Source organism: Paenibacillus sp. J22R3 (genome assembly GCF_056269305.1).
In genome coordinates, this window is record NZ_JBWDNS010000002.1 from 1,257,909 (window position 1) to 1,281,969 (window position 24,061).

General features: G+C 50.4%; 24 protein-coding genes. 21 read left to right on the top strand and 3 right to left on the bottom strand.

The features are described 5' to 3' along the window. The first annotated feature begins 182 nt into the window (after positions 1–182). From AC0YN4_RS13600 to AC0YN4_RS13675, 16 genes are all read left to right on the top strand, one after another. Positions 183–620 (top strand): ACT domain-containing protein, encoded by a 438-nt coding sequence (locus tag AC0YN4_RS13600; RefSeq protein WP_475780241.1) that lies wholly within the window; start codon positions 183–185, stop codon positions 618–620. A 35-nt stretch (positions 621–655) separates the two neighbouring features. Further along, on the top strand, positions 656–1,942 hold the full coding sequence (locus AC0YN4_RS13605) for a homoserine dehydrogenase (RefSeq protein ID WP_475780242.1): 1,287 nt from the start codon (positions 656–658) through the stop codon (positions 1,940–1,942). 32 nt (positions 1,943–1,974) lie between these two features. After that, positions 1,975–3,048 (top strand): threonine synthase, encoded by a 1,074-nt coding sequence (gene thrC, locus AC0YN4_RS13610; protein ID WP_475780243.1) that lies wholly within the window; start codon positions 1,975–1,977, stop codon positions 3,046–3,048. Further along, on the top strand, positions 3,045–4,022 hold the full coding sequence (gene thrB / locus AC0YN4_RS13615) for a homoserine kinase (RefSeq protein WP_475835999.1): 978 nt from the start codon (positions 3,045–3,047) through the stop codon (positions 4,020–4,022). The genes thrC and thrB overlap by 4 nt, the downstream gene beginning before the upstream one ends. After that, complete coding sequence (gene pheA, locus AC0YN4_RS13620) at positions 4,019–4,894, top strand: prephenate dehydratase (protein ID WP_475780245.1); 876 nt, start codon at positions 4,019–4,021, stop codon at positions 4,892–4,894. Before thrB ends, pheA begins: the two co-directional genes overlap by 4 nt. Positions 4,895–5,069: 175 nt before the next feature. After that, positions 5,070–6,770 carry a LysM peptidoglycan-binding domain-containing protein gene (locus AC0YN4_RS13625; protein WP_475836000.1) on the top strand — a complete coding sequence of 567 codons (1,701 nt, stop codon included), beginning with the start codon at positions 5,070–5,072 and terminating at the stop codon, positions 6,768–6,770. Positions 6,771–6,944: 174 nt separating this feature from the next. After that, positions 6,945–7,547 (top strand): BofC C-terminal domain-containing protein, encoded by a 603-nt coding sequence (locus AC0YN4_RS13630; RefSeq protein WP_475836001.1) that lies wholly within the window; start codon positions 6,945–6,947, stop codon positions 7,545–7,547. Positions 7,548–7,743: 196 nt separating this feature from the next. After that, on the top strand, positions 7,744–8,247 hold the full coding sequence (gene ruvC / locus AC0YN4_RS13635) for a crossover junction endodeoxyribonuclease RuvC (RefSeq protein ID WP_091214843.1): 504 nt from the start codon (positions 7,744–7,746) through the stop codon (positions 8,245–8,247). After that, complete coding sequence (ruvA, locus tag AC0YN4_RS13640; protein WP_475780249.1) at positions 8,244–8,876, top strand: Holliday junction branch migration protein RuvA; 633 nt, start codon at positions 8,244–8,246, stop codon at positions 8,874–8,876. Before ruvC ends, ruvA begins: the two co-directional genes overlap by 4 nt. Before the next feature lie 19 nt (positions 8,877–8,895). Continuing rightward, entirely contained in the window at positions 8,896–9,939 is a 1,044-nt protein-coding gene (gene ruvB / locus AC0YN4_RS13645) for a Holliday junction branch migration DNA helicase RuvB (RefSeq protein WP_475780250.1), read from the top strand. Further along, positions 9,939–10,385, top strand: coding sequence for a thiol-disulfide oxidoreductase DCC family protein (locus AC0YN4_RS13650; protein WP_090983104.1), 447 nt, complete (start codon positions 9,939–9,941; stop codon positions 10,383–10,385). Before ruvB ends, AC0YN4_RS13650 begins: the two co-directional genes overlap by 1 nt. A gap of 27 nt (positions 10,386–10,412) precedes the next feature. Next, positions 10,413–12,593 (top strand): SpoIID/LytB domain-containing protein, encoded by a 2,181-nt coding sequence (locus AC0YN4_RS13655; RefSeq protein WP_475836101.1) that lies wholly within the window; start codon positions 10,413–10,415, stop codon positions 12,591–12,593. Positions 12,594–12,603: 10 nt separating this feature from the next. Then, positions 12,604–13,650 (top strand): tRNA preQ1(34) S-adenosylmethionine ribosyltransferase-isomerase QueA, encoded by a 1,047-nt coding sequence (gene queA / locus AC0YN4_RS13660; protein WP_475836002.1) that lies wholly within the window; start codon positions 12,604–12,606, stop codon positions 13,648–13,650. A gap of 22 nt (positions 13,651–13,672) precedes the next feature. After that, positions 13,673–14,806 (top strand): tRNA guanosine(34) transglycosylase Tgt, encoded by a 1,134-nt coding sequence (tgt, locus tag AC0YN4_RS13665; RefSeq protein ID WP_475836003.1) that lies wholly within the window; start codon positions 13,673–13,675, stop codon positions 14,804–14,806. Between the two features lie 18 nt (positions 14,807–14,824). Next, positions 14,825–15,157, top strand: coding sequence for a preprotein translocase subunit YajC (gene yajC, locus AC0YN4_RS13670; protein ID WP_475836004.1), 333 nt, complete (start codon positions 14,825–14,827; stop codon positions 15,155–15,157). 162 nt (positions 15,158–15,319) lie between these two features. Beyond that, positions 15,320–16,180: a DUF421 domain-containing protein gene (locus AC0YN4_RS13675; protein ID WP_475836005.1), complete on the top strand. Its 861-nt coding sequence runs from the start codon at positions 15,320–15,322 to the stop codon at positions 16,178–16,180. Positions 16,181–16,233: 53 nt separating this feature from the next. Here the strand turns inward: AC0YN4_RS13675 and AC0YN4_RS13680 are convergent, their stop codons facing one another. Both AC0YN4_RS13680 and AC0YN4_RS13685 read right to left on the bottom strand, forming a co-directional pair. Further along, a complete protein-coding gene (locus AC0YN4_RS13680; RefSeq protein ID WP_475836006.1) occupies positions 16,234–17,100 on the bottom strand; it encodes a phosphatase PAP2 family protein in 867 nt (288 codons plus the stop codon). 112 nt (positions 17,101–17,212) lie between these two features. Beyond that, positions 17,213–17,614, bottom strand: coding sequence for a TIGR04086 family membrane protein (locus AC0YN4_RS13685; protein ID WP_475780257.1), 402 nt, complete (start codon positions 17,612–17,614; stop codon positions 17,213–17,215). 278 nt (positions 17,615–17,892) lie between these two features. Between AC0YN4_RS13685 and AC0YN4_RS13690 the strand changes: the two genes are divergently transcribed. Next, a complete protein-coding gene (locus AC0YN4_RS13690; RefSeq protein ID WP_475780258.1) occupies positions 17,893–18,651 on the top strand; it encodes a YetF domain-containing protein in 759 nt (252 codons plus the stop codon). A 35-nt stretch (positions 18,652–18,686) separates the two neighbouring features. On the opposite strand, the gene AC0YN4_RS13695 is transcribed toward AC0YN4_RS13690, so the two are convergent. Next, positions 18,687–20,309 carry a putative polysaccharide biosynthesis protein gene (locus AC0YN4_RS13695; RefSeq protein WP_475836007.1) on the bottom strand — a complete coding sequence of 541 codons (1,623 nt, stop codon included), beginning with the start codon at positions 20,307–20,309 and terminating at the stop codon, positions 18,687–18,689. Positions 20,310–20,514: 205 nt separating this feature from the next. Here AC0YN4_RS13695 and AC0YN4_RS13700 point away from each other — a divergent pair, with 205 nt between their 5' ends. The 4 genes from AC0YN4_RS13700 (at position 20,515) to AC0YN4_RS13715 (ending at position 24,042) form a co-directional block, all read left to right on the top strand. Then, a complete protein-coding gene (locus AC0YN4_RS13700; RefSeq protein ID WP_475780260.1) occupies positions 20,515–20,775 on the top strand; it encodes a post-transcriptional regulator in 261 nt (86 codons plus the stop codon). 90 nt (positions 20,776–20,865) lie between these two features. Next, positions 20,866–22,128, top strand: a complete 1,263-nt coding sequence (gene secD / locus AC0YN4_RS13705; protein ID WP_475780261.1) for a protein translocase subunit SecD — start codon at positions 20,866–20,868, stop codon at positions 22,126–22,128. Then, a complete protein-coding gene (secF, locus tag AC0YN4_RS13710) occupies positions 22,118–23,050 on the top strand; it encodes a protein translocase subunit SecF (protein ID WP_475780262.1) in 933 nt (310 codons plus the stop codon). Before secD ends, secF begins: the two co-directional genes overlap by 11 nt. A gap of 80 nt (positions 23,051–23,130) precedes the next feature. Then, entirely contained in the window at positions 23,131–24,042 is a 912-nt protein-coding gene (locus AC0YN4_RS13715; protein WP_475780263.1) for a cation diffusion facilitator family transporter, read from the top strand. Positions 24,043–24,061: the final 19 nt, after the last annotated feature.

Here is a 24,061-nt window from a genome sequence, read left to right on the forward strand (position 1 = left end):
ACTGCTGCGGCGGTGTCTGTGCACAAAGGTGCAGACATGCTGCAGCAGTTTTTTGTTCATTCTAAGGTTAAAATAGGTATAATGAGAATGTTGTGTTTATCGATTGCCTATTGCCGCTTTCGTCATTATTCGATATAATGTCCTCTATGGAAGAACAAATGTCTCTTGAGGGAGGACGGCAAGTGGAGGAACGATATTTTGTCGTCCGTGAGGACATGTTGCCGGAAGCGATCGTGAAGACGATCCAAGTGAAAGAGATGCTCCGGCGCGGCGAAGCCGCCACCGTTCATGAAGCGACGGAACGGGTGGGCTTAAGTCGAAGCGCCTTCTACAAATATAAAGACGGCGTCTATACCCAGAATCAATTGAAACGGGAAGCGATCGTAACCATTTCCATGGATCTCGACCATCGGTCCGGCGTCCTCTCGAAAGTGCTTGGCCTTGTAGCCGGCACGGAAGGAAATGTACTTACGATTCACCAAACCATCCCGCTGCAAGGACTTGCCAATGTCATTATTTCCGTTGATACTTCCATGATGAACGGAGCGCTGTCTGAGTTGATCGACGGCATCCGCAAGCATGACGGTGTACGCAAAGCAGCGATCATTGGGCAAGGATAGAGAATTTGAGAGTTGAATTGGAGGATATCAGAATAATGAAGCCGATCAGAGTAGGTTTGCTAGGGCTGGGAACAGTCGGTACAGGCGTGGTGCGCATCGTAGAAGGACATCAATCCGATTTGGAAAGCCAAGTGGGTTCCCCGATCGTCATTGAGAAAGTACTCGTGCAAAATAAAAATAAAGACCGTTCCATCAGCGTTTCTCCGGAGAAGCTGACAGAGGACGTTTGGGAAATCATCTATAATCCGGATATCGACGTTATCGTTGAAGTGATGGGCGGCATTGAATTAACGAAGAACTATATTCTTGAAGCATTGTCCCGCGGCAAACATATCGTGACAGCGAACAAAGATCTGATGGCCTTGCACGGACCGGAGATTTTGGCTAAAGCCCAAGAGAATGGCTGTGACGTGATGTATGAGGCGAGTGTTGCCGGCGGTATCCCCATCATTCGTACACTTGTAGAGGGCTTCTCGTCCGACCGCATCACGAAGATTATGGGTATCGTAAACGGTACTACGAACTATATCCTGACGAAAATGAGCAAAGAAGGCGCAGCTTACGGCGATGTGCTGAAGGAAGCGCAGGATCTTGGTTACGCCGAGTCCGATCCGACATCGGATGTTGAAGGGTTGGATGCTGCTCGTAAAATGACGATCCTTGCGACACTAGGCTTCCGCGCTAACGTAGCACTGGAAGATGTGGATGTTAAGGGTATTTCCTCGATCACAAAGGAAGATATTCTCTACGCGAAGCGCCTCGGCTATGAAGTAAAGCTGCTTGGTATCGCCGAGCGCCAGGACGACTATATCAGTGTCAGCGTGCAACCAACGATGGTCAAGCTAACTCACCCGATCGCATCTGTTAACGGCGTATTCAATGCTGTTTATGTATATGGCGAAGCAGTAGGCGAAACGATGTTCTACGGAGCAGGCGCAGGTGAGCTGCCGACGGCCACTTCCGTAGTAGCGGATCTTGTCGCTGTCGTGAAGAACCTGAAGCTTGGCGTGAACGGCAAACAAGAGAAGCTCGCTTATAAAGTGAAGAAACTCAAAACCGACGAGCAGATCGCTTCGAAATATTTTATGCTGCTCCATGTGGATGACCGTGCAGGTGTTCTTGCCCGCATTACGCAAGCTTTTGCCGAGTACGAAGTGAGCCTCGAGTCTGTGCTTCAACAGCCTAACCCGAGCATCCCGGAAGCGGAAATCATCATCATTACGCATGATGCCAACAAAGCAGCTGCGAAGAAAGTGCTTCAAGCACTGGAAGGCATGGAAGTCGTGAAAGCTATTAAGAGTGTGTACCGCGTAGAAGGCTAAATATTATTTCACATAAAGGAGTCCTATTTCCCATGAGATATCTAGGCTTGCTCGAGACGTATAAAGAATTTCTACCAGTCAACGAAAACACACCGATGCTGACACTACAAGAAGGCAACACGCCTCTTGTACGCGCAGAGAACTTGTCCAAGGAGCTTGGCTTGAACCTGTTCTTCAAATATGAAGGCTTGAACCCGACCGGCTCCTTCAAAGACCGCGGCATGGTTATGGCGGTTGCGAAGGCAATGGAAGAAGGAAGCACAACGATTATGTGTGCGTCTACAGGCAACACTTCGGCAGCGGCAGCTGCTTATGCAGCACGTGGTGGTCTGAACTGTATCGTTCTTATCCCTAATAACAATATCGCGCTTGGCAAGCTGGCTCAGGCGATTATCTACGGCGCCAAAGTTATCGCAATCAACGGCAACTTCGACCGCGCGCTCGAAATTGTTCGCGAAATTACGGCAAAGCACCCGATTACACTCGTGAATTCTGTTAATCCTTATCGGATTGAAGGCCAGAAGACAGCTGCATTTGAAGTAGTGGACCAGCTGGGCGGCGTAGCGCCTGACTACTTGGCGATTCCGGTTGGAAACGCGGGCAATATCTCGGCGTACTGGAAAGGCTTCAAGGAGCTTCACGCACATGGTAAAATCTCTTCGCTGCCGAAGATGGTCGGCTTCGAAGCAGAAGGCGCAATGGCAATCGTGAAGGGCGAGCCTATTGCTGAGCCTGAAACAATCGCAACTGCGATTCGTATCGGTAACCCTGCAAGCTGGAAAACAGCTGTCGCTGCAGCCGAAGAATCCCAAGGCCAAATTAACTACGTGACAGATGAAGAGATTCTGGATGCGTACAAGCTGATTGCACGCCGCGAAGGTATCTTTGCAGAACCTGCATCTGCAGCATCGATTGCCGGTGTTCTTAAGCTGAAGCGCGAAGGCGCTTTTAAAGGCGGCGAAACGGTAGTTTGCGTATTGACAGGCCACGGCTTGAAGGATCCTAACATCGCCATTAAGAGTGTACAAGCCGAGCCTATCGTCGTAGAAGACAACGAAGAAGCGGTTATGAACGCGATCCGTCAGCTTGAGGGTGCGGCAAAATGATGAACCGCCGGGTAATGGTAAAGGTCCCGGCCAGCACGGCGAATCTCGGTCCGGGTTTTGACACACTGGGAATGGCGTTGTCGCTCTTTATTTGGATTGAGATGTCGATTCCCGGTGAGAGTGTCACGTCATTTGATCTGCATGGCGAAGGGACGGAAGGGATTCCGACCGATAAATCTAATTTAATCTATACCGTAGCGCAGCAGGTATTCGAGGCTTCAGGCGTCCAAGTACCGGACCTGCACGTCTCGATGTACAGCGATATTCCGCTGACGCGCGGACTAGGGAGCAGCGCATCCGCTATTATCGCCGCTCTGGTTGCCGCCAATGCGCTGATCGGAAGCCCGCTTAGCGAGGACATGCTGTTCCAGATGGCAAGCGAGCTTGAGGGCCATCCGGATAATGTCAGTGCTTCGCTGTTCGGCGGCATCGTCGTTTCGGCTTGGGACGGCCAGCGTGCGGAGAAGGTCCGGATCGAGCCGCATGCCGATCTGGAGGTGCTTGTTGCTATCCCGTCGTTCGAGCTGTCAACGGAGAAAGCAAGGCATGCGCTGCCGACGCAAATCTCGATGAAGGATGCCGTCTTCAACGTGGGATGCAGCTCGTTGCTGGTCGCGGCACTGGCAAGCGGCAGCTTGGAGCTGATTCGGTTTGCGATGCGCGATCGGCTTCATCAGCCATACCGCGCTCCGATGGTGCCGGGCATGACAGAAATCTTAGAGCAAGCACCGGACCGCGGTGCGCTTGGTGTCGCCTTAAGCGGGGCGGGACCGACGCTTCTGACGCTTGTTGACCGGAACAGTCCGCGCAAGGCGGAGCTGGAAGCTTTTCTCGGTGAAACCCTTGGTAAACATGGTATTCAAGCACAGACGATGTGGCTGAAGCCATGTGCGGGAGGTCCGGAGATCACGGTGAGCAGCAAGCAGCAGGAGCAATCATTCATGGAACGGATTAAAGGAGAAGTCAGGGCATGATTAGCGTAGCATGTTTGACAAAAGGCTCAACGTCTGACGAAGCAGCACGGTACTTATTAAACGGTCATGGTGCCGATATTCACTATTCCTATCATCGTATGATTGCGGATGTGTTTCTTTCCACCGCGGAAGGCAAGACAACCTACTCTATAATCCCAATTGAGAATACAATCGACGGTTCGGTTGGTCTGCATACCGATTGGATCGTAGATGAAGTAAACCTGCCGATTCAAGCGGAGTGGGTGTATCCCTCCATCCAGAACTTGATTGGCAATGCGCAAGAGCTGGCTGTCGACGGCGAGCTTGCCTATGACAGAATCGTTAAGGTTCTCAGTCATCCGGTTGCGATGGCGCAGTGTACCCAATATCTGAAGAAACATATCCCGCATGCAGAGCTTGAGCATGTCGGCAGTACTTCGGAAGCTGTGCGTATTGTGCGTGATAATCCCGGACGCGGCTGGGCAGCTATCGGACAAGTGTCGGCGGCAGCTGATAATGAACTCGCCGTACTGGAGACAGCGGTAACTGACCATGACAACAACTTCACTCGGTTCTTGTTGGTAGGGACTGAGCCGTTTACACTTCGTGACTCACAGACCCATAAGACGAGTATCCTCATTACGATGCCGGAGGATTATCCGGGTGCGCTGCATCAGGTGCTCTCTGCGTTCTCTTGGCGCCGAATCAATCTTTCGCGGATTGAATCCCGTCCGACGAAGAAGCAGCTCGGCAATTATTATTTCTTGATCGACATCGAAATGTCGCTGGATACGGTACTGCTGCCGTCTGCAATTGCTGAAATCGAAGCGATTGGCTGTCAGGTCCGAGTGCTGGGGAGTTATCCGAGTTTCAAATATACAGCCTCCGAATAGCTGTGATCCGTCCTGAAAGTTAAAGCTCTGCCTCTTGTAATGGAGGTAGGGCTTTAACTTTTTTTTGTAAGGATGGGTGACACTCGCCTATCTCATGCATAGGATGTAGGGATTGATAACGGGCGTTTACCACGTCTGCCCAAGGCGTACAAACGTGACAGGAGGTTTTTGACGGGTGAAAATTCATATTGTCAAAAAAGGCGATACACTATACCTCATTGCCCAGAAGTATAATGTTTCGCAGGAAGAAATCATTAAACTGAATCCTGCTATCACCAATCCGGATATGATTGACATCGGAATGAAGATCAAAGTACCTGCTTCTCAAACGGGAAATATGGACTTTATGCACCAGCATGTTGTACAGCAGGGTGATACATTGTGGAAGCTCTCCAAGGCATGGGGAATCCCGCTCAGTGACATGATTAAAGCTAATCCGCAGCTGAAGAATCCAAACGTGCTGCTGACAGGCGAAGTCGTAAATATACCTAAGCCAGGCGCATCACATCCTATGCATGAGACGCATATGCAAAGTGGCAACGAGAACTCAGGAGCAGGGCATCATCCGCTTCACCCTTCATCGGTGATGCAAGGCGTTCAAGGCTTGATGGGCAAAATGTCGACTGCGCCTTCGTTACTCGGCGGTAAGAAAGCGACGGGCCAAAAACCGAGCACAATGCCGGTTCCAACGCCTATGCCGGTACCGGAGCAAATCGCGCCGACACCGATGCCGGAGCCGGCTCCAATGCCGATGCCATTACCGGAAATCATGCCTGTAGCAGAGAAGAAATATCCGGTATACAATTCCTATGAGCAGCATGTTGATTTATTCAAACAATACGGCGTGCCGGCTACTGAGGTAATGTCGCTATATGATATGCCGAAAATGCCGGAAGCGGTATCTCCGGCGTCAATGGGCGGCGGCTATGGGCAGCCGACAGCCGTATCTCCGGCGTCGATAGGAAGCGGCTACGGCTATCCGTCAGCGGTATCTCCTTCATCGATGGGAGGCGGCTATGGCTATCCGTCAGCGGTATCCCCTGCATCGATGGGAGGCGGCTATGGGCAGCCGTCAGCGGTATCCCCTGCATCGATGGGAGGCGGCTATGGGCAGCCGTCGGCGGTATCCCCTGCATCGATGGGAGGCGGCTATGGCTATCCATCTGCTGTTAGTCCTGCAGAAGACATGGAGTGGTGTCCGCCGGTAACATTGCCATGGGGAGCACCAAGCAACGGTTGGGGTCCTCAGGCAGTATCCCCTGCTGAGATGGGTCCGCAAGGCGGCTATGGTTACCACGATCCGTCGATGGTTTCCCCGGCAAACATGGGTCCGCAAGGCGGCTACGGCTACTATGATCCGTCGATGGTCTCTCCTGCTGAAATGGGTCCGCAAGGCGGCTATGGTTACCACGATCCGTCGATGGTATCCCCGGCTAACATGGGTCCGCAAGGCGGCTACGGCTACCACGATCCGTCGATGGTATCCCCGGCTAACATGGGTCCGCAAGGCGGCTACGGCTACTATGATCCGTCGATGGTCTCTCCGGCTAACATGGGTCCGCAAGGCGGCTACGGCTACTATGATCCGTCAATGGTCTCTCCGGCTAATATGGGTCCGCAAGGCGGTTACGGTTACATGGGCGGCGGTCAAATGGCGCCTGTCGTAGCCGGAGCTTCAACAGGCAAAAAAAATTGCAACTGCGGCTGCCATGAGAAACGTGAGGATGAAGCGGACCAGTTTGAGGAAGAGAATGCTCTGAGTGCAGCCCCGAGCAAATCAGCCCCTCCGCGTAAAACAGCCAAAAAGGTTGTCGTTCGCCAAACACGCACAGTAAAACCAAAACGCCGCGGAAGTTTACCGTGGATTAATCGTTAATTGCTAGTTGGAAATAACCCCGGCTATCCTTCTTTGCATGGATTTCATGCATGCGAGGATGCCGGGGTTATTTTTGTGCATAATTCTCCAACAGAGGTGAGAGACTAACAAAAAAGGTAAAAAGGGGAGTTCCCGATGATGGAATTCAGCCTCTGGAAGAAAATCAAAAAAAGGTTGCTGCGGAATCGACGGCCAATGTGGCAATTAGGCTGCCTGCTTGCCGTGACTTTCGTATCGCTTACAAGCATTCAATCTGTACAAGCTATGCCGCAGATGAATCCACCTTCCACCGGAGCAGGAACAAGAAGCGTTATCGAAGTGCTGGCATCACCTTCAGAGCAGGTGACCGTCAAGCTTCACCGTATTTTCTTATGCGGTGAGGAGATGAGTACGCTGGGGCAGATGACATCGAAAGAAACGCTTCGTTTACTCAAGGAGCATCCGGAATGGACGGCTGTGCTTGATACAGAGTCAGCTGTCGTAATGGAGCAGCGAATTGATGACCTGTCGGAATCCTGCAAGCATAACGGCTATATCAGTATGGATAAGGCAGGCAACTTAACGTTATTCGACGGCTCGCCGAAGAAAGAAAAGGTGCTGAGGACCTTTTTCCAACTGGATGTCAACTACATGGAGAGCAGTTTGCCGAAGGAACGGATCGAGGAGCTCGTGAACGGGATTCGGATCACCGACAAAGACGAGTATAACAGTGTGTTGTCCACATTCAGTGATTATGCCGTCGATCGGTCCGAGAAAGTCATGAAACGAGACTTCTAGCCGGTCGGTTCCTACCAGCCCAGCTTCATATTCGAATCGCAGAGAGACGGACGCACGCAGCGTTCGTCTTTTATTTTGTTAAGGAGGAGCGTACCCAAAAGACAAAACGCGTGTTCTCATCGTGCCTATCATTTGCTATAATAGATGGAAGCCAATTTTTGATCATACTATTTTTTGGCATGGGGAGAGAAGAGGCTTGCGTGTTTTAGGGATTGATCCAGGGATTGCAATCGTTGGATTTGGTTTCATTGACAAAATCGGGAGTAAACTCGTTCCCGTCCAATACGGCTGTATTCAAACCGAAGCGCATACCCCTCAAGAGGAGCGGCTCAAGCAGGTCTACGAATCTACTTGTGCGCTGATGGATCGCTATAAACCGGATACCGTCGCCGTAGAGAAGCTGTTTTTCAATAAAAACGTGACGACGGCTTTTTCAGTTGGTCAAGCACGTGGTGTTATGATTTTGGCAGCGGCTCAGCGGGGTTTGCCTGTAACGGAATATACACCTTTGCAGGTGAAGCAGGCGGTTGTCGGGTATGGTAAAGCGGAGAAGCGTCAGGTGCAGGAGATGGTACGCATGTTCCTGAAGCTGAGCGCAATACCTAAGCCGGATGACGTTGCCGATGCGCTTGCGGTGGCCATTTGCCACGCCCATTCTTCCGTTCTGACGGATAAAATAAACGGGGTGAACCGGAAATGATCGATTATGTACGAGGACGCGTCGTCCATTTGGATACAGAGTTTGTTGTCGTAGATGTACGAGATATCGGCTATCGGGTGTTTACGCCGAATCCGTACGCTTTTGCCAAGAGTGATGAAGCTGTGACGATTTATACGCATCATCATGTTCGGGAAGACGCGACGCTGCTCTTTGGTTTCGCAACCCGCGAGGAACAGGCGATGTTCCGCAAGCTTCTTGAAGTGTCAGGTATTGGACCGCGCGTCGCGCTGGGAATTCTGGCAGGCGGCAAACCGGAGACGATTGCGGCTGCAATCCAGCAGGAGAATTTAACGTTTCTGACCAAGCTGCCAGGCATCGGCAAGAAGACGGCGCAGCGGATGGTTCTGGACTTGAAGGATAAGCTTGATGCTATTCCGGGCGGCTTCAGCTTCGCAGCGGCAGGAATTGTACTGGACGATGGAGCTGACAACGGAACCTTGTTCGGCGGCAATACGAACTGGAAGGAAGCGCGCGAAGCCCTTACAACGCTCGGATATACGGCGGCTGAGCTGGATCGCGCATGGCAGGGCATGAAGGATGCTACGCCAGAGGATGAATCTGTGGATGCACTGATGAAACGGGCGCTGCAGCAATTGTTTAAAGGCTAGCAGAGAGGGGTAAGCGTGAATGGACGATCGGATTATTTCCGCCAACCTCATGATGGAAGATCAAGCGGTGGAGCTGAGTTTACGCCCTCGCTATTTGGCCGAGTACATCGGTCAAACTCAAGTGAAAGAGAATCTGAAAGTATTCATTGAGGCGGCAAAGCTGCGCAAAGAAGCGCTCGATCATGTATTGCTCTACGGTCCTCCGGGACTTGGCAAAACAACGTTATCGAATATCATCGCCAACGAGCTTGGTGTTAATTTACGAACCACGAGCGGTCCTGCGATTGAGCGGCCAGGCGATCTCGCCGCGCTTCTTACGAATTTGCAGGAAGGCGATGTTCTGTTTATTGATGAAATTCACCGTCTTCATCGCACGGTGGAGGAAGTGCTTTATCCGGCAATGGAGGATTTTGCGCTCGACATTATGATCGGCAAAGGCCCTAGTGCGCGCTCGGTTCGATTGGAGCTGCCGCCGTTCACGCTGATTGGCGCTACGACGCGAGCGGGTTTATTGTCCGCGCCGCTGCGTGACCGCTTCGGAGTAGTGAGCCGGCTGGAGTTCTACACGGTGGATGAGCTTGCCTTTATCGTGACTCGGGCAGCCGAAATTCTCGGCGTAAGCGTTATTGGAGAAGCGGCGCAAGAAATTGCCATGCGCTCCCGCGGGACGCCGCGGATTGCGAACCGACTGCTGAAGCGGGTTCGGGATTTTGCGCAAGTGCGCAATGACGGCATTGTTACACATGACCTGGCCCAGTCGGCGCTTGGTCTGATTCAAGTGGATCCGCTTGGTCTTGACAGCATCGATCACAAAATGCTCCGTGCCATGATTTCCATCTATCGCGGCGGTCCTGTCGGGCTCGATACGATAGCGGCAACGATCGGTGAAGAAAGTCAAACGATTGAAGATGTTTACGAGCCCTATTTGATGCAGATCGGTTTCCTCCAGCGCACGCCGCGCGGTCGTATGGTAACGCCGCTTGCCTACCGGCATTTAGGCCTTCCTGTGCCGCAGCAGCCCGGCGCTGACGCCGATCAAGGTGAGGGAGGCAGCTCCGTATAATGGCCAAGAAAGAACGCAGTACGGATGAGAGCAAACGTGAGAAGCTTATTGTCTTATATGATGGTACCTGCAACTTATGTCTGGGCAGTGTTCGTAAGTTGAAGGAGCTGCAGTCGTCAGCCGTGCTGCGATTCATTCCGGTTCAGTCGTTAGACGAAACCTACGAAACAATTCCGGGTCTGGCATCGTTAAATACAGAGACATTGCTAACGAAGATGCATGTCGTTGAAGCAGATGGGACGCTGCATGCGGGAGCCGCCGGCGTCATTCGAATTATGCGGACGGTCAGAGGCCTAAGGTGGCTGGCTTGGCTGTACCGTGTTCCAGGTCTGGGACTCGCTGCAGATGGAATCTACCGAGTGATTGCCGCGAAACGTTATGACTGGTTCGGCCGGACCGATGACAGCTGTCATGAAGGAGTCTGTGCGTTACCCAAAAAAGATTAATGGTAAGGGGGAATGGATGTTTTGCCGATGAAAGGCATAAACGTCGTTCATGCGAACGAGTCCATAGAGCCGGCAGTGAAGCGATCAAGGCTGCCGAAGACGATGCGAACATTTACGCTGCTGTTGACCGGAGTTGTAGGCCTCTCGGTTTGGACATCTGTGCCATCAAGCGGTGCGGCGGTGCCTAAACTCGATAATATTCGTGTAGCTATCTTCCTGAATACAAGTAAGTACAAGCTCGATACGGCTGCAGCCACTTTCAGCTCTGCTGCTGCGCTGCAAGTAGGCGTTCGTCAGCCTTCCGGCGTTGTCCCGATGTTTCAGACGGCAAACGGCGAAACGGCCAGATTTACGCTGGACGACTACAAGCCATTACTGCTTGAGACAACCGATTATATGACGGCACTGGCCGCCTATAAACGGCTCAAGGCAATGGGGGCAGCAGGTTTCATGACAGCAGCCAGCGACTCTCGCGGTAAGGTTTATCAAATCGAAGAAGGTTCTTATGCCACTGCTGCAGAAGCGAAAGCTGCCGGCGACCGGTGGTTGAAGGATGCAACGCTGGCTGGTTATGCCGGCAAATCAAGTAAAGCAGAGCTGATCGGTCCGCTTCATTTGGATACCGGTTTGGTCTATGCCTCCAAGGATGAAGCTCTGAAAGCAGCGCAGTCTCTCGGCGCAAGCGGAGTAGAGGCTTATGCCGCTATGAAACAGACCGGAATGGATGCAGGCGTGTTTACCGTCGTGGTCGGCTCAGAGAGCGATCAGACGGCGCTTGGTCAGGTTAAAGCCCAGGCGCAGAAGGTGAATGGTGCTTTGTCGCTGCAGCAGACGGATGCGACCTCCGCTTATTTTGTTATTCGGGATGATTATACGACGGTTGATTCTGCTTCCAAACCGCCGGTTTCGCTTTATTCAGTGCCAACTACCGGAGCGAAACTATGGCTTTCGACTTCCGCTCCTTCAGGGATTAAGCTGATGGAACGTTATAATCGGAGCTATCGCGGGCAGTTTGAAGTAAGCGGATTAAACAACAAGCTTGCTGTCATTAATGAATTACCATTCGAGCAGTATCTGTATGCGGTCGTCGGCGCAGAGATGCCGTCATCTTGGCCCGCGGAAGCATTGAAGTCGCAGGCGGTTGCGGCACGTACATATGCAATCTATCAGGGATTTGGGTTTCAAGTTGCGCATGTGGTAGATACAACGCTCAGTCAAGCCTACGGAGGCCTCGGTTCCGAGAAGCCGTCCACGATTGCAGCAGTAGATGCGACTAACGGCGAAGTGGCCATGTTCAACGGCAAGGTCATCGAGGCTGTATTCTCTTCAAGTGCCGGCGGCGTTACAGCCGATTCTAGTGAGATATGGGGCAATAGCATCACTTATTTGAAGAGTGCGCAGAGTCCGGATTCCTCCTCAGAGAAAGGGCTTTTTCAGTGGTACCGGATCGCCCTTTCGAATGGATCAGTAGGCTACATGCGTGAGGATTTGCTGGATGTTACCGACCAGAAATCAAAGGTCGGACAACCTCTTCTGCGCGTGAATACCGATGGAGCGAAGCTGCGTCCAATACCGCTTATTCAAGACAATGTGCCTGTCGTGGATCAGGCTAACCGCGGAACGATGGCTGTCCAATTGGAGAAAGTGCCGCAATCCAATGAGATGTCATGGGTACGAGGCACGTATACGGCTGCAGAGATACTGGCATTCACGAACGGTAAGCTGCAGAAACCTATCTCAGGCAAGATCGCGACGCTGGAAGTCAGTCAGAGCGGTCCGTCGGGGCGTCCTACTGAGCTGTTAGTGAATGGACAGAAGATGCAGGTCAAATATCCGGATGTTTATCGCGCTGCATTCGGAGGATTGCCAAGTACCTTGTTCCAAATCGATGAAACAGCCAGAATGACCATAGCAGGCGGAGATCAAGCCGTACGTGAACGTCCGACTATATCCGATAATGGTACGATGTATCTCATCGGTGGAGATGGACAAACGCAAGAATTGAAAGATCGCAATGTCTTCATCCTGAATGGCGATGGCAAAGTGCGAGCGGCAACGAAAGATCCCGGTTTCCGATTCGTCGGTTCCGGCAATGGACATGGCGTAGGCTTGTCTCAATACGGAGCGCGCGGGTTGGCAGAGCTTGGGTATGACTATAAATATATAATGCAATACTATTACAAAGACGTGACGATCGTTAAGGAATGAGAACCAGTCGATGAATGTAAATGAATTTGATTTTGAATTACCGGAGTATCTGATTGCACAAACTCCGCTTACAGACCGCACGTCCTCCCGGCTGTTGACGCTTAATCGCGAGTCGGGCGCAGTGGAGCATCATACGTTTACGAAGCTGGCCGAGCTGCTTCAGCCGGGAGACACCTTAATCCTCAACGACACTCGTGTCATGCCGGCACGATTGATGGGGATTAAGTCCGATACGGGCGCTAAAGTCGAGCTGCTGCTGCTCAAGCAGCTCGAAGGGGATCGATGGGATACGCTGGCGAAGCCCGGCAAACGGTTAAAGGTTGGCGCTCAGCTTTCTTTCGGTGATGATGGTATCGGTCAGCCGCTGCTGCGAGCAACCGTGGTAGGGGAAGGTGAAATGGGCGGTCGCGAGATCGAGTTTCATTATGAAGGGATCTTCCCTGAGCTGCTGGATCGACTCGGAGAAATGCCTTTGCCGCCTTATATTAAAGAACGTCTTGGCGATCGCGAGCGTTATCAAACCGTGTATGCCAAGCATGAAGGATCAGCTGCGGCACCTACAGCTGGATTGCATTTTACAAGACCGTTTCTCGATCAGTTGAAGGCTAAAGGCGTACATATCGGATATATTACGCTTCATGTCGGCCTTGGTACGTTCAGGCCGATGTCAGTGGATACAATCGAGGAGCACACCATGCACTCGGAATATTACGAATTAAGCGAAGAAACAGCAGCCATGCTTCGCTCCGCGAAGGAACGAGGCGGCAGAATTGTTGCCGTTGGCACAACATCTGCACGAACTCTTGAAACCGTTGCGGCTCGGTTTACGTATGAGGGTATACAGGCTTGCAGCGGCTGGACAGATATTTTTATTTTCCCAGGCTACGAGTTCAAGCTGGTTAATGCGCTGCTCACGAATTTTCACCTGCCGAAGTCAACGCTGGTGATGCTCGTCAGTGCATTAGCCGGACGGACGGCAGTTATGAATGCGTACAAGGAAGCGATTGAACAAGAATATCGGTTCTTCAGTTTCGGAGACGCAATGTTTATTTACTAGGACAGAAAGAGGAAGTGCACGAGTGGCAATCACATATGAGTTAATTAAGACTTGCAAGCAATCAGGGGCGCGTCTCGGACGCGTACATACGCCTCACGGAATTATCGAAACACCTGCATTCATGCCGGTAGGCACGCAAGCTACTGTCAAGACGATCAGCCCGGAAGAGCTGAAGACGATGGATGCTCATATTATTCTGAGCAACACCTATCATCTGTTTATCCGGCCCGGACATGAAATCGTCCGCAAAGCAGGCGGTCTGCATAAATTCATGAATTGGGATCGCCCGATTCTGACGGACAGCGGCGGATTCCAAGTATTCAGCTTAAGCAACATGCGTAAGATCAAAGAAGAAGGCGTAGAATTCCGCAGTCATCTCAGCGGCGACAAGCTGTTCTTGTCTCCGGAAGTGGCGATGGAAATCCAAAATGCGCTCGGCTCGGACATTATGATGGCATTCGATGAATGTGCGCCATACCCAGCCGACTATGATTATGTCAAGAAATCGTTGGAGCGTACTACTCGCTGGGCAGAGCGTTGTTTGGCTGCTCATGCTCGTCCGCAGGATCAAGGATTGTTCGCGATTGTGCAAGGCGGCATGTACGAAGACTTGCGCCGTCAGAGCGCGGCAGAGTTGACTTCCATGGATTTCCCGGGGTATGCTATTGGAGGATTAAGCGTCGGAGAACCGAAGAATCTCATGTACAATGTACTTGATTGTACGGTTCCGCTGCTGCCATCTAACAAACCCCGCTACTTAATGGGCGTAGGTTCGCCTGATGCCCTGCTCGAAGGCTCTATTCGCGGAATCGATATGTTCGATTGCGTGCTGCCTACTCGAATTGCTCGTAACGGTACAACGATGACGAGCTCCGGTCGACTGGTCATTCGCAATGCGAAATTTACCGAGGACTTCGGTCCGCTGGATCCGGAATGCAGCTGCTATACCTGTACGAATTACTCCCGTGCGTACTTGCGTCACCTGATCAAGGCTGACGAGACGTTCGGAATTCGATTGACTACCATTCACAATTTGCACTTCCTTCTAGAGATGATGCGGGGCGTGAGACAAGCAATCATGGAAGACAGATTACTTGACTTCCGTGATGACTTCTTCAATAAGTACGGCTTGCACGAGAACAATAAAGGATTTTAAGGAAAGGGGTGAACTAATATGGGATCAGCAGCATCTTTACTCCCGTTTGTACTTATGTTTGCGGTATTTTATTTCCTTCTGATTCGTCCGCAGCAGCGTAAATCCAAGCAACGCAACTCGATGCTCGGCTCGCTGAAGAAAGGCGATAAAATCGTAACGATCGGCGGTATGCACGGAACGATCATGGAAATCTCGGATGATGTCGTTGTCCTTCGTGTCAACGATGCAACGAAGATTACATTCGACCGCAGCGCGATTAACACGATTACAACAAGCGCCGCAGTATCTGCAGCACCAACTGCGCCTGTAGTAGAGAAGAAAGAAGATCAAGCAGAGAATATTAAAGCTTAATCCAACTAGTAAAAAGAAGTCGGAACGAATGTGGACGAAGAGTCCTATTCGTTTCGGCTTCTTTTTGTTAGCTTCATGGCATAAGTCGGAACTCGCTCATAATTTCCAGCATTTGCGCGCATAATGAACGTACATGCCAGGCGCCGATGGAGGTGGAGAATAATGGGCAATTGGATGGAGATCACGTGGCGGACGTTAATGGCTGTTGTCTTCTTGCTCTTGATGACGAAGCTGCTAGGGAAACGCCAAGTTACCGAGTTGTCCGTATTTGAATATATTACAGGCATCACTATAGGTAACTTGGCGGGGTATATTTCATTGGATACGGATGAGAAATGGTACTTAGGTTTCTTGTCTTTAGGTGTCTGGGTATCGGTGTCACTCGGCATCGAGATGCTACAATTAAAGAGCAAGAGAGTCCGAAACTGGATTGACGGGACTCCGACCGTATTGATTCAGAAGGGTAAAATACTAGAGAAGAACTTAAAGAAAGAGCGCCTGACAACCGATGAACTGTTGCAGCAGCTTCGAATGAAAGATATATTCAAAGCGGCTGACGTCGAGTTTGCGATCATGGAGGCGAGCGGGGCGATTAATGTGCTCCTCAAGACTGAGAATTTACCAGTTACCCCGAAGCAGCTCGGCATTAAAGTGACACCTGAGCGAGAGCCGATCGCAGTCATCATGGATGGTGTCGTGCTGGTGGATCCACTTCAAGTGAGAGGGTTTAACGAGGCTTGGTTGGTCAAAGAGCTCAAGAAATCGCATCTTCGCGTTCAGGATGTGTTTCTGGCTCAATTGGATGATTTCGGGACGCTGACTATCGATCTGTACGATGACAAGGTCAAGCAGCCTAAGAGCCAGCATCAAGCGACACTGCTTGCGGCATTGAAGAAATGTGAAGCGGACATGGAGATGTACGGGCTGCTGTCGGCAGACGAAACCGAGAAACAGAAGTATGCTGCCTGCTCCAAGCAGCTCCAGCATTTAATTGACGAGGTCAGGCCGCTTATTTATCAATAAACAAGAAGAGACCGCCGGTTCAGAACATCATGAACCGGCTGTCTCTATTTTGTTTATTTTGCATCCTCGCGCAAATAAGTAATATTCGCCGGGGTAATGGAACCATTGCGGCGACCACGGCGGAGCGATAGGTTCATCGCACTTAGACGCATGCCCATCGTGGAAGCAAATGTAGCAAGCACCAGTCCACCACACATGTCAATCAACCAGTGAATCCCCAGATAGAAGATCGCAAAGATAATGATTACGGCACAGATGCAGCAGAACCATGCCCATCGTCTGATGCCGGAGCGTACGGCCAATATCGCGAGCGTAACCGATATCGACGTATGCAAGCTTGGGAAGCAGTTATCAAGGCCCGATAATGCACGATACTGATTCTCGAAATCCGGGAATACGTTCAACATGAGGAATGAAACGTTCGTCGGATCATGATACCAGACCTCGTTGACCGGCAAGAACAAGTAGAACGGGATCGCGACTAAGTAGTTAATCATAATCGCGTAACATAGAGCATAAAACATTCGTTTGTTTTTGCTGCGTTTGGAATAAATTCCGATGGATGCAATAAGCATCGCTTGAAAGACAACCACATACATGAAAGCCAGAAAAACAGTCAAATAACGATTCTCAAACATATGTTGAAGATTGGCGACGAAGTTTCCTTCGATCGATTGGAAGAACGTTGCGAAATCATAAGTATAGGTCATATGATGTTCGATGCGCATCTCAAGCTTGTTGATGAACAGAATCAACATTAAAGCGCCGAAATGCAGCATATATTTGCGGTTTAGTACCATCTCTCTGAGAAACAATCCACCAACCTTGAACGGGTTCGTTGCAGCTCCATACCAGATCAGAAGCGTCACCGTAATGGCCGAATAGATCGCGACCGTCGTCATGTTGTCAAACAAAGTCATGATACGTTATTTCCTCCTAAAAGCACCTTCATTATTTCAGCTCGATCTAGTATATCACAAACTATACCTAAGTGAGACCATTTCCAAAAGTGTTCACAAACGGGACAAGCTGTCAGGACCGTTTGGTGTTCACGCCAATCATGCCTCCAAATGCGCCGCAAAGCAAGGTTTCGATGAGCATTGTGAACGTTCTGCCACTAATGCCGGTGTTTGTAGAAAGAAAGCTGACAAGCAGAATCAACAGGCCGTAGGCGATGCCGAGCATGCCGCCGTAATACCATCCGCGCATCCCGGATCTTCTGCCGGATACGAAACCGCCTGCAAGTGATGAGCAGCCATGCACGATCAAACTGTAAAGCGGTAGCTGCGTTTCCTGCATGCTCCCCCACCTCAGCATTGTTGAGAGCAGAATAGCCCCTAATGCAAGCCAAATGGATGCATACAAAATGCCAGCGAGCATCGGTGAAGCCATGTGTACCTTAGGAACATTTTTCATGGCGTTGATTGGTTTCATATCGCTATCCCTCCAATTATTTGCGCTCGTGTTCACGATTATTACAAGATATGGTCAAGCTGATCAGAATAGTACAAGTTGGCCATTAGCAGCAGGCATTCCGCGTGATTACCAAATATTCGAACATCGTCATTTCGTATGATGTACTTTGCATCAGGTGACAATAGTTGTACTTTGTGCTGGCATGAATCACTACAGCCGGCAGCGATAAAACAGCCAGATGCGAATGCGGGGCAGTACCAACCAACCTCGCACAACATCCAAGGAGGGCGGCTCATGTGGAATACTTGACACTGATGTTCCGGACGCTTCTCATCTACTTTATCGTGTTTCTCATTATGCGGCTTATGGGGAAGAGGGAAATCGGCAAGCTGTCTGTTTTTGACCTGGTCATTTCCGTCATGATTGCCGAGATTGCCGTATTCGTTATTGAGGATACGCAGCGTCCGCTACTGGATGGAATATTACCAATGGTGTTTCTGCTCGTCATTCAGATTGTCATTGCCGTCATTTCGTTGAAAAACCGGAAGCTGCGCATCTTGTTCGATGGTGAACCGGTTGTACTCGTGGAGCGCGGCAAGCTCAATCGTGAAGCGATGCGAAAGCAACGATATAATTTAGATGATTTGATGCTGCAGTTTAGGGAGAACAAAACGAATATCGCTGACGTCGAGTTTGCCATATTGGAGACGACGGGCAAACTATCCATTATTCAGAAGGATCGGCATGAGCATCGCCAACCGGGGGCATCAGGTGAACATGGCGGGCAAGGACAAGGACAAGGACAAGGGAATGATTCCCATTTCCCCAAGCCGTTTCCTAAAAATTACCGATTCGAAACGCTGCCCGTTCCACTCATCATGGATGGCGAAATTCAGAAAACGAATTTGGAGCAGCTCGGCAAAGACCGTTTCTGGTTGAATAATCAGCTGCGGCAGCGCGGAGTTACAGATGTGAAGCAAGTATTCTTACTCACGATTGATCATCGTGGCAAAATCTTTCTCGATGCAAGGCGGGGGAGAAATCCACATAAGTAAACGACAAACACCGGCTTGTACAAGCCGGTGTTTTATTAGGATTTGAACCATCTGCCGAGAAGGGGAATGCGCTCCGCGTCATAGCGGTCAATAATGCGCATCATTACCATTAGAATGAGATAGACGATGATGCCGGCTGTGCAGGCTGCAAACAAGTTATGCCACAAGGCAGGCAATGCTTGCAGGTTCATCACCCATAATGAAGCAGCACCCATGATGCACATTGCGGCTCCGACTTTAAGGAAATCAAGTACATTCATGCTGAAACGTACGGAGCGAACAACGGCGATCCAGTGCAATGCCGTGACAAGTACGATATTGACATTGATAGCAATGATGGCTCCGTAGATCCCAAGGGACGGATCAGATGCCAGCTCAACAATGAGTACCAGCTTTACAACGGCCCCGATAAAGGTGTTCATGAGAGCGGTAGTAGGTTTATCGAGAGCCTGCAGCGCTGCTTGAAGAGGAGCCTGTAAGTAAATGAATAAGCCGACAGGGGCCAACCATTGCAGCATGGGGGCGATCTCAACATGATTATAGAGGATACGGCACAGCGGCTCCGCGAACAGAAGCATCACCACTACGAACGGAGCTCCTGTAACAAGGGAGAGGCGCATGGATTGATGGAGACGTTTATGGATCGTTGCGCGGTCACCTTTGGCAGCCGCTTCTGAGAGTGAAGGAACAAGTGAAACGGCAAGGGAGTAAGTGAGTGCTGTGGGAAGAAGCAGGATAGGGACGATCATCCCTTGCAGTGCGCCATATTGTGAAGTTGCCATTCCGACAGCGATCCCTGCCGCGAGCAAAGCTCGTGCAGTCAAAATGGATTCCATTAGATAAGATAAGGATCCGATCATTCGGCTGCCTGTTACCGGTACAGAGAGACTGATCAATCGTCGCATGACCGGGACACGACGTTTATGAAACGGGATGTGGAATTGAGGTTTGACAGAAGCATGCGTAGTATCCAGTGATGAGAGCTCAGCTACAGGATTCTCTCTAATAATAGCGAGCTTCACTCGTTTACGATCACTCGCATATTGCCAGAGCAGCACAACAAGCCCTCCGATTTCACCCACGACCACGCCGAGCATCGCTCCCGCCGCACCCCAGGCTAGTCCGAATGGCAGCAGCCATTTCGCGAATAACAGGGCAAATACAATGCGAATCACGGTCTCGAGCGTCTGCGAAAGTGCAGTTGGAATCATGTTTTGCTTCCCTTGAAAATAACCCCGATATACCGAGGAGATCCCAATGATGAGCAGAAGCGGAGTCATCATGAGGAAGGTCTGATAAACGCGCGGATCAGTCATCAGCCGCGTCGTAATCCATGGCGTGAGCCAAACAAATAAGCCGGTAAGCAGGAGTGACAGCAGCACCGTAAGTGCCATCGCTGAACGGAATATCTGTTTAACCCGCTTAGAATCGCCCTTGGATTCCGCTTCAGCTATCCATTTGGCAACGGCCAATGGAATTCCGCCGGTAATCAAGGTGAGCAGGACGATCAGAAACGGGTAACCGAGCTGGTACAAACCTACTCCCTCAGCACCGATAATGCGGGGAAGCGCAATACGCGGTACAAAGGCTAGGATTCGATTCACAATGCCTGCAAGCAGCAGAATTAATGCGCCTTTAATAAAAGATTGCTTGGTCACAGTCGGTTCCTCTCCCTTTACGTTCGATCCCTTTCCTTCACTTCCCTTACCAGCAAGACCTGTCCTGTTCTATCCTTATGCTTATGCGCAGCATGTCCGAATCCATGTCATTTTTTCAAATGCGGTTACGAGAAGCAGGAAAGCGGTAAGCGGGTAGCGAATGAATATAGGATAAAGGGCATAGTAACGTGAGGAGGTCGTGAGTATGACGGGCGAATTAGTACCATTAACGAATGAAGAATGGATCGCGACCATCGAACATTTATGTGATAGCAAAGCTGAAGAATTTCGTTTGATCGGCTACGAGCATGTAACTGGGAATGATATATGGCAGTGTGTGAAGGACCGGTATACCAAAACAGGCGAACCGGCCATGCATCAGGTCGTCAACGATATTTTGTCGCTGAAAGTGACAAAATTTATGAACTTTTTGACGGTAAGTGCCTATAAAGGGACCCATTTTTAACGAGTGGGCTCTTTTTTTTGACTCGTTTTTGAGGCATCGCTATAATAGGAATGTTGACACAAGAGAATTTAAGGGGGAACTGAGGGTATTATGAATCGTCTGTTAGCATTCGTACTCATCGTCGTGCTATCTGCCGGCGTAGTAGCGGGAACAAGCTCTTGGCTTTTCAACGACGTGAAACTAGGACTTGATTTGAAAGGCGGATTTGAAATCCTGTATGAAGCTCAGCCTATTGAGGCTGGCGGTAAAGTGACGAAGGAGTCTCTGATTGAGACGGCTAAGAGCCTTGAGGCACGTGCCAATGCAACAGGTGTAGCAGAGCCGGAAGTCACGACAGAAGGCAGCAATCGGATTCGCGTCAAGATTGCCGGAGTTTCTGACGAGAACAAAGTAAGGGATGTCCTCAAGAAACCTGCAGAACTGACATTCCGCAGTGCGCGCGGATGCGCCGCTGATAAAGGATACTGTAGAGTCGAGCTTACAGGCATCGACTTCAAACAGAACGGAGCTTCCGTTCATCAAACGAACCTGAATGCTTATGAAATTGCAATTAAGCTGAAGAGCGCTAGTAAGTTCGCTGAAGTAACACGCGAAATTGCTAAGCTGAGCCCGAACAACCAGCTCGCCATCTATTTGGATGAGACGGAGTTGTCTGCGCCAAATGTTGCGGCTGAAATTAACCAAAACGAAGCGGTTATTACGGGTAATTACACGCGTGAAGAAGCGAATGACCTTAAAAATACAATCAACTTAGGTGCGTTGCCGCTTAAGCTGACCGAGAAATACACACAAAGTGTCGGTGCTACACTAGGTAAATTGTCCCTGAAAGAGACGGTTGTTGCCGGTGCTATCGGTACTGTGCTGATTTTGCTCTTCATGATGTTGTTCTATCGGTTGCCTGGCCTTATTGCGAGCTTCTGTATCATCGTATACATTTGGCTCCTATTGCTCGGCTTCAACTTGATTGATGCCACGCTGACATTGCCGGGTATCGCAGCCTTCATTCTCGGAATCGGGATGGCGGTTGACGCCAATATCATTATGGCGGAGCGGATTAAAGAAGAAATGCGCAGCGGCAAGAGCATTCTGTCTTCACAGAAAGCAGGCTCCAAACATTCGTTCCGCACCATTATCGATGCGCATGTTACGACTACAATCGCTGCACTCGTGCTATTCTTTATCGGTGTAGGTTCCGTTAAAGGTTTTGCGGTAATCCTGCTTCTAAGTATCATCATCAGTGTATTGACGAACGTGTTCTTCTCTCGCCTGCTCCTTACTTTGATTATCCGCAGCGGCATTGTGAAGAAGAAATCTTACTTCGGTGTCAAGGAGAGTGAAGTACGTGCGCTTTAGTGGATTTGCAGAGATTTCGGATCGTAAGTTCGATTTCGTGAAGAAGGCTCGATACTTCTTCATTTTCTCGATTATTATTACAGTTCTTGGTGTCATCACGCTTGGCATCCATGGCTTGAATTATGGCGTCGACTTCCGTGCCGGCTCCAGCGTTGATATTGCCGTGAAGAAGGATTTGACGGGTCAGAAAGAAGAGATTGAGAAGTATCTAAAGGAAAATGAATTTGGTGAGCCTGGTTTAACGGTCGGTACAAGCCGTGTCACGCTTCGTTTCGACGATGTACTGACAGATGCGAAGGAGAAGGCGTTGAAGGCAGGCTTTGCCGAGAAATTCGACAAGGATGCTTCCGCCGAGGTGAATACGGTAGACGTTGAAATCGCCAAAGAGCTTCAGACGAATGCGCTGTATGCGATCCTCGTAGCAAGTATCGGGATTGTTATCTATGTCAGTATTCGGTTTGAGTGGCGGTTCGCGATTGCAGCGATCGTAGCTTTGCTGCATGATGCCTTTATCGTAATCAGCTTGTTCTCGATTTTTAAGCTCGAAGTGAATCTCCCATTCATCGTGGCGATCTTGACCATCATCGGTTACTCCATCAACGATACGATCGTAATATTTGACCGGATTCGAGAGAATCTGCGGTTCGCTAAACTCAAGAATGCAGCGGATATCGCCAAGCTGGTGAATGAGAGTATCTGGCAGACGTTGACGCGTTCCATTAATACGGTTATGACCGTAGTCGTGGCTGCGCTTTGCCTGCTTATCTTCGGCAGCGAGTCTATCAGACTGTTCTCACTGGCAATCTTGTTTGGTCTAATAAGCGGAGCGTATTCGTCCATCTTTATTGCGAGTCAGCTGTGGCTTGTCATGAAGAAGAAACAAAAACCAAAAGCAGCAGTCAAGTCTCCGGCTGCATCGTAGTATGATAAGTAGAGGGTGACCGAACCAGGCTCATCCACGTGCACACAACCTAAGCGAGTATGCTTGAACAGGAGGCGTCCATGACAGCGACCCAACGTTATGCCAAAGCCGAGTCTGCCGCATGGACCGGACTTATAGGTAACGTCTGTATAGCAGTAATTAAAGGCGGAATCGGCATGTTGGCAGGCAGCAAAGCGTTAATGGCTGATGCTTGCCGCTCCGCTTCGGATGCAGCGGCCTCATTCGTCTCCTTAACAGGTGTTCGTCGATGCAGGCAGCTGGGATCACCACATGCGCCTGTGCCGGCTACCAGAGGGCGAACGGAGGCAGCTACCGGCGTATTGGCATCCATTCTGCTTATGATTCTAGGTCTGGAAATTGGCATCTCGGCCATCAAATCCATCGCAGACGGTGTTGACGAAGCACCAGGCTGGCTGGCAGTCCTTGTCGTATTTCTTGCATTTATTCTGAAAGAGGTTCGCTTCCCAATCAAGGAACGGGGAGCGGACTTATATGCTTCACTTGCGGCGCTTGTAGGAACAGGCGGTGCGATGCTGGGCAAGCCGCTTGGCATGCCTGTTATGTATTACCTGGATCCGGCGGCATCGCTCATCATCGTAGTAATTGTATTCTCCAGCGGGTACCGAGTCGCTTCCGCTTCCGTCATGCGCAGTCGATTCCTGGAAGTCGAGCCGGCAGATATGTCGGAGCTTAAGGCAGTTGTGCTTCGTATGGAAGGCGTAATCGGTGTCGAGGTGCTTCGCGCCAGAGAGCATGGTCATTACGCGGTTGCTGATGTGGTCATCAGCGTCAATCCACGCATTTCGGTGCTGGAAGGCAATGAGATCGCGAAACGCGTGAAATACTTTCTGATGAAGCGGTTCAGTCATATGACGGAAGTTACCGTACATGTAGAACCGTATGATCCGGGATATCCGTACAAAACAAATCATGATCCAAGTCAGGAACAACTACCGACGCTACTGCAATAGCAGCAGCGTTGATTTTTTT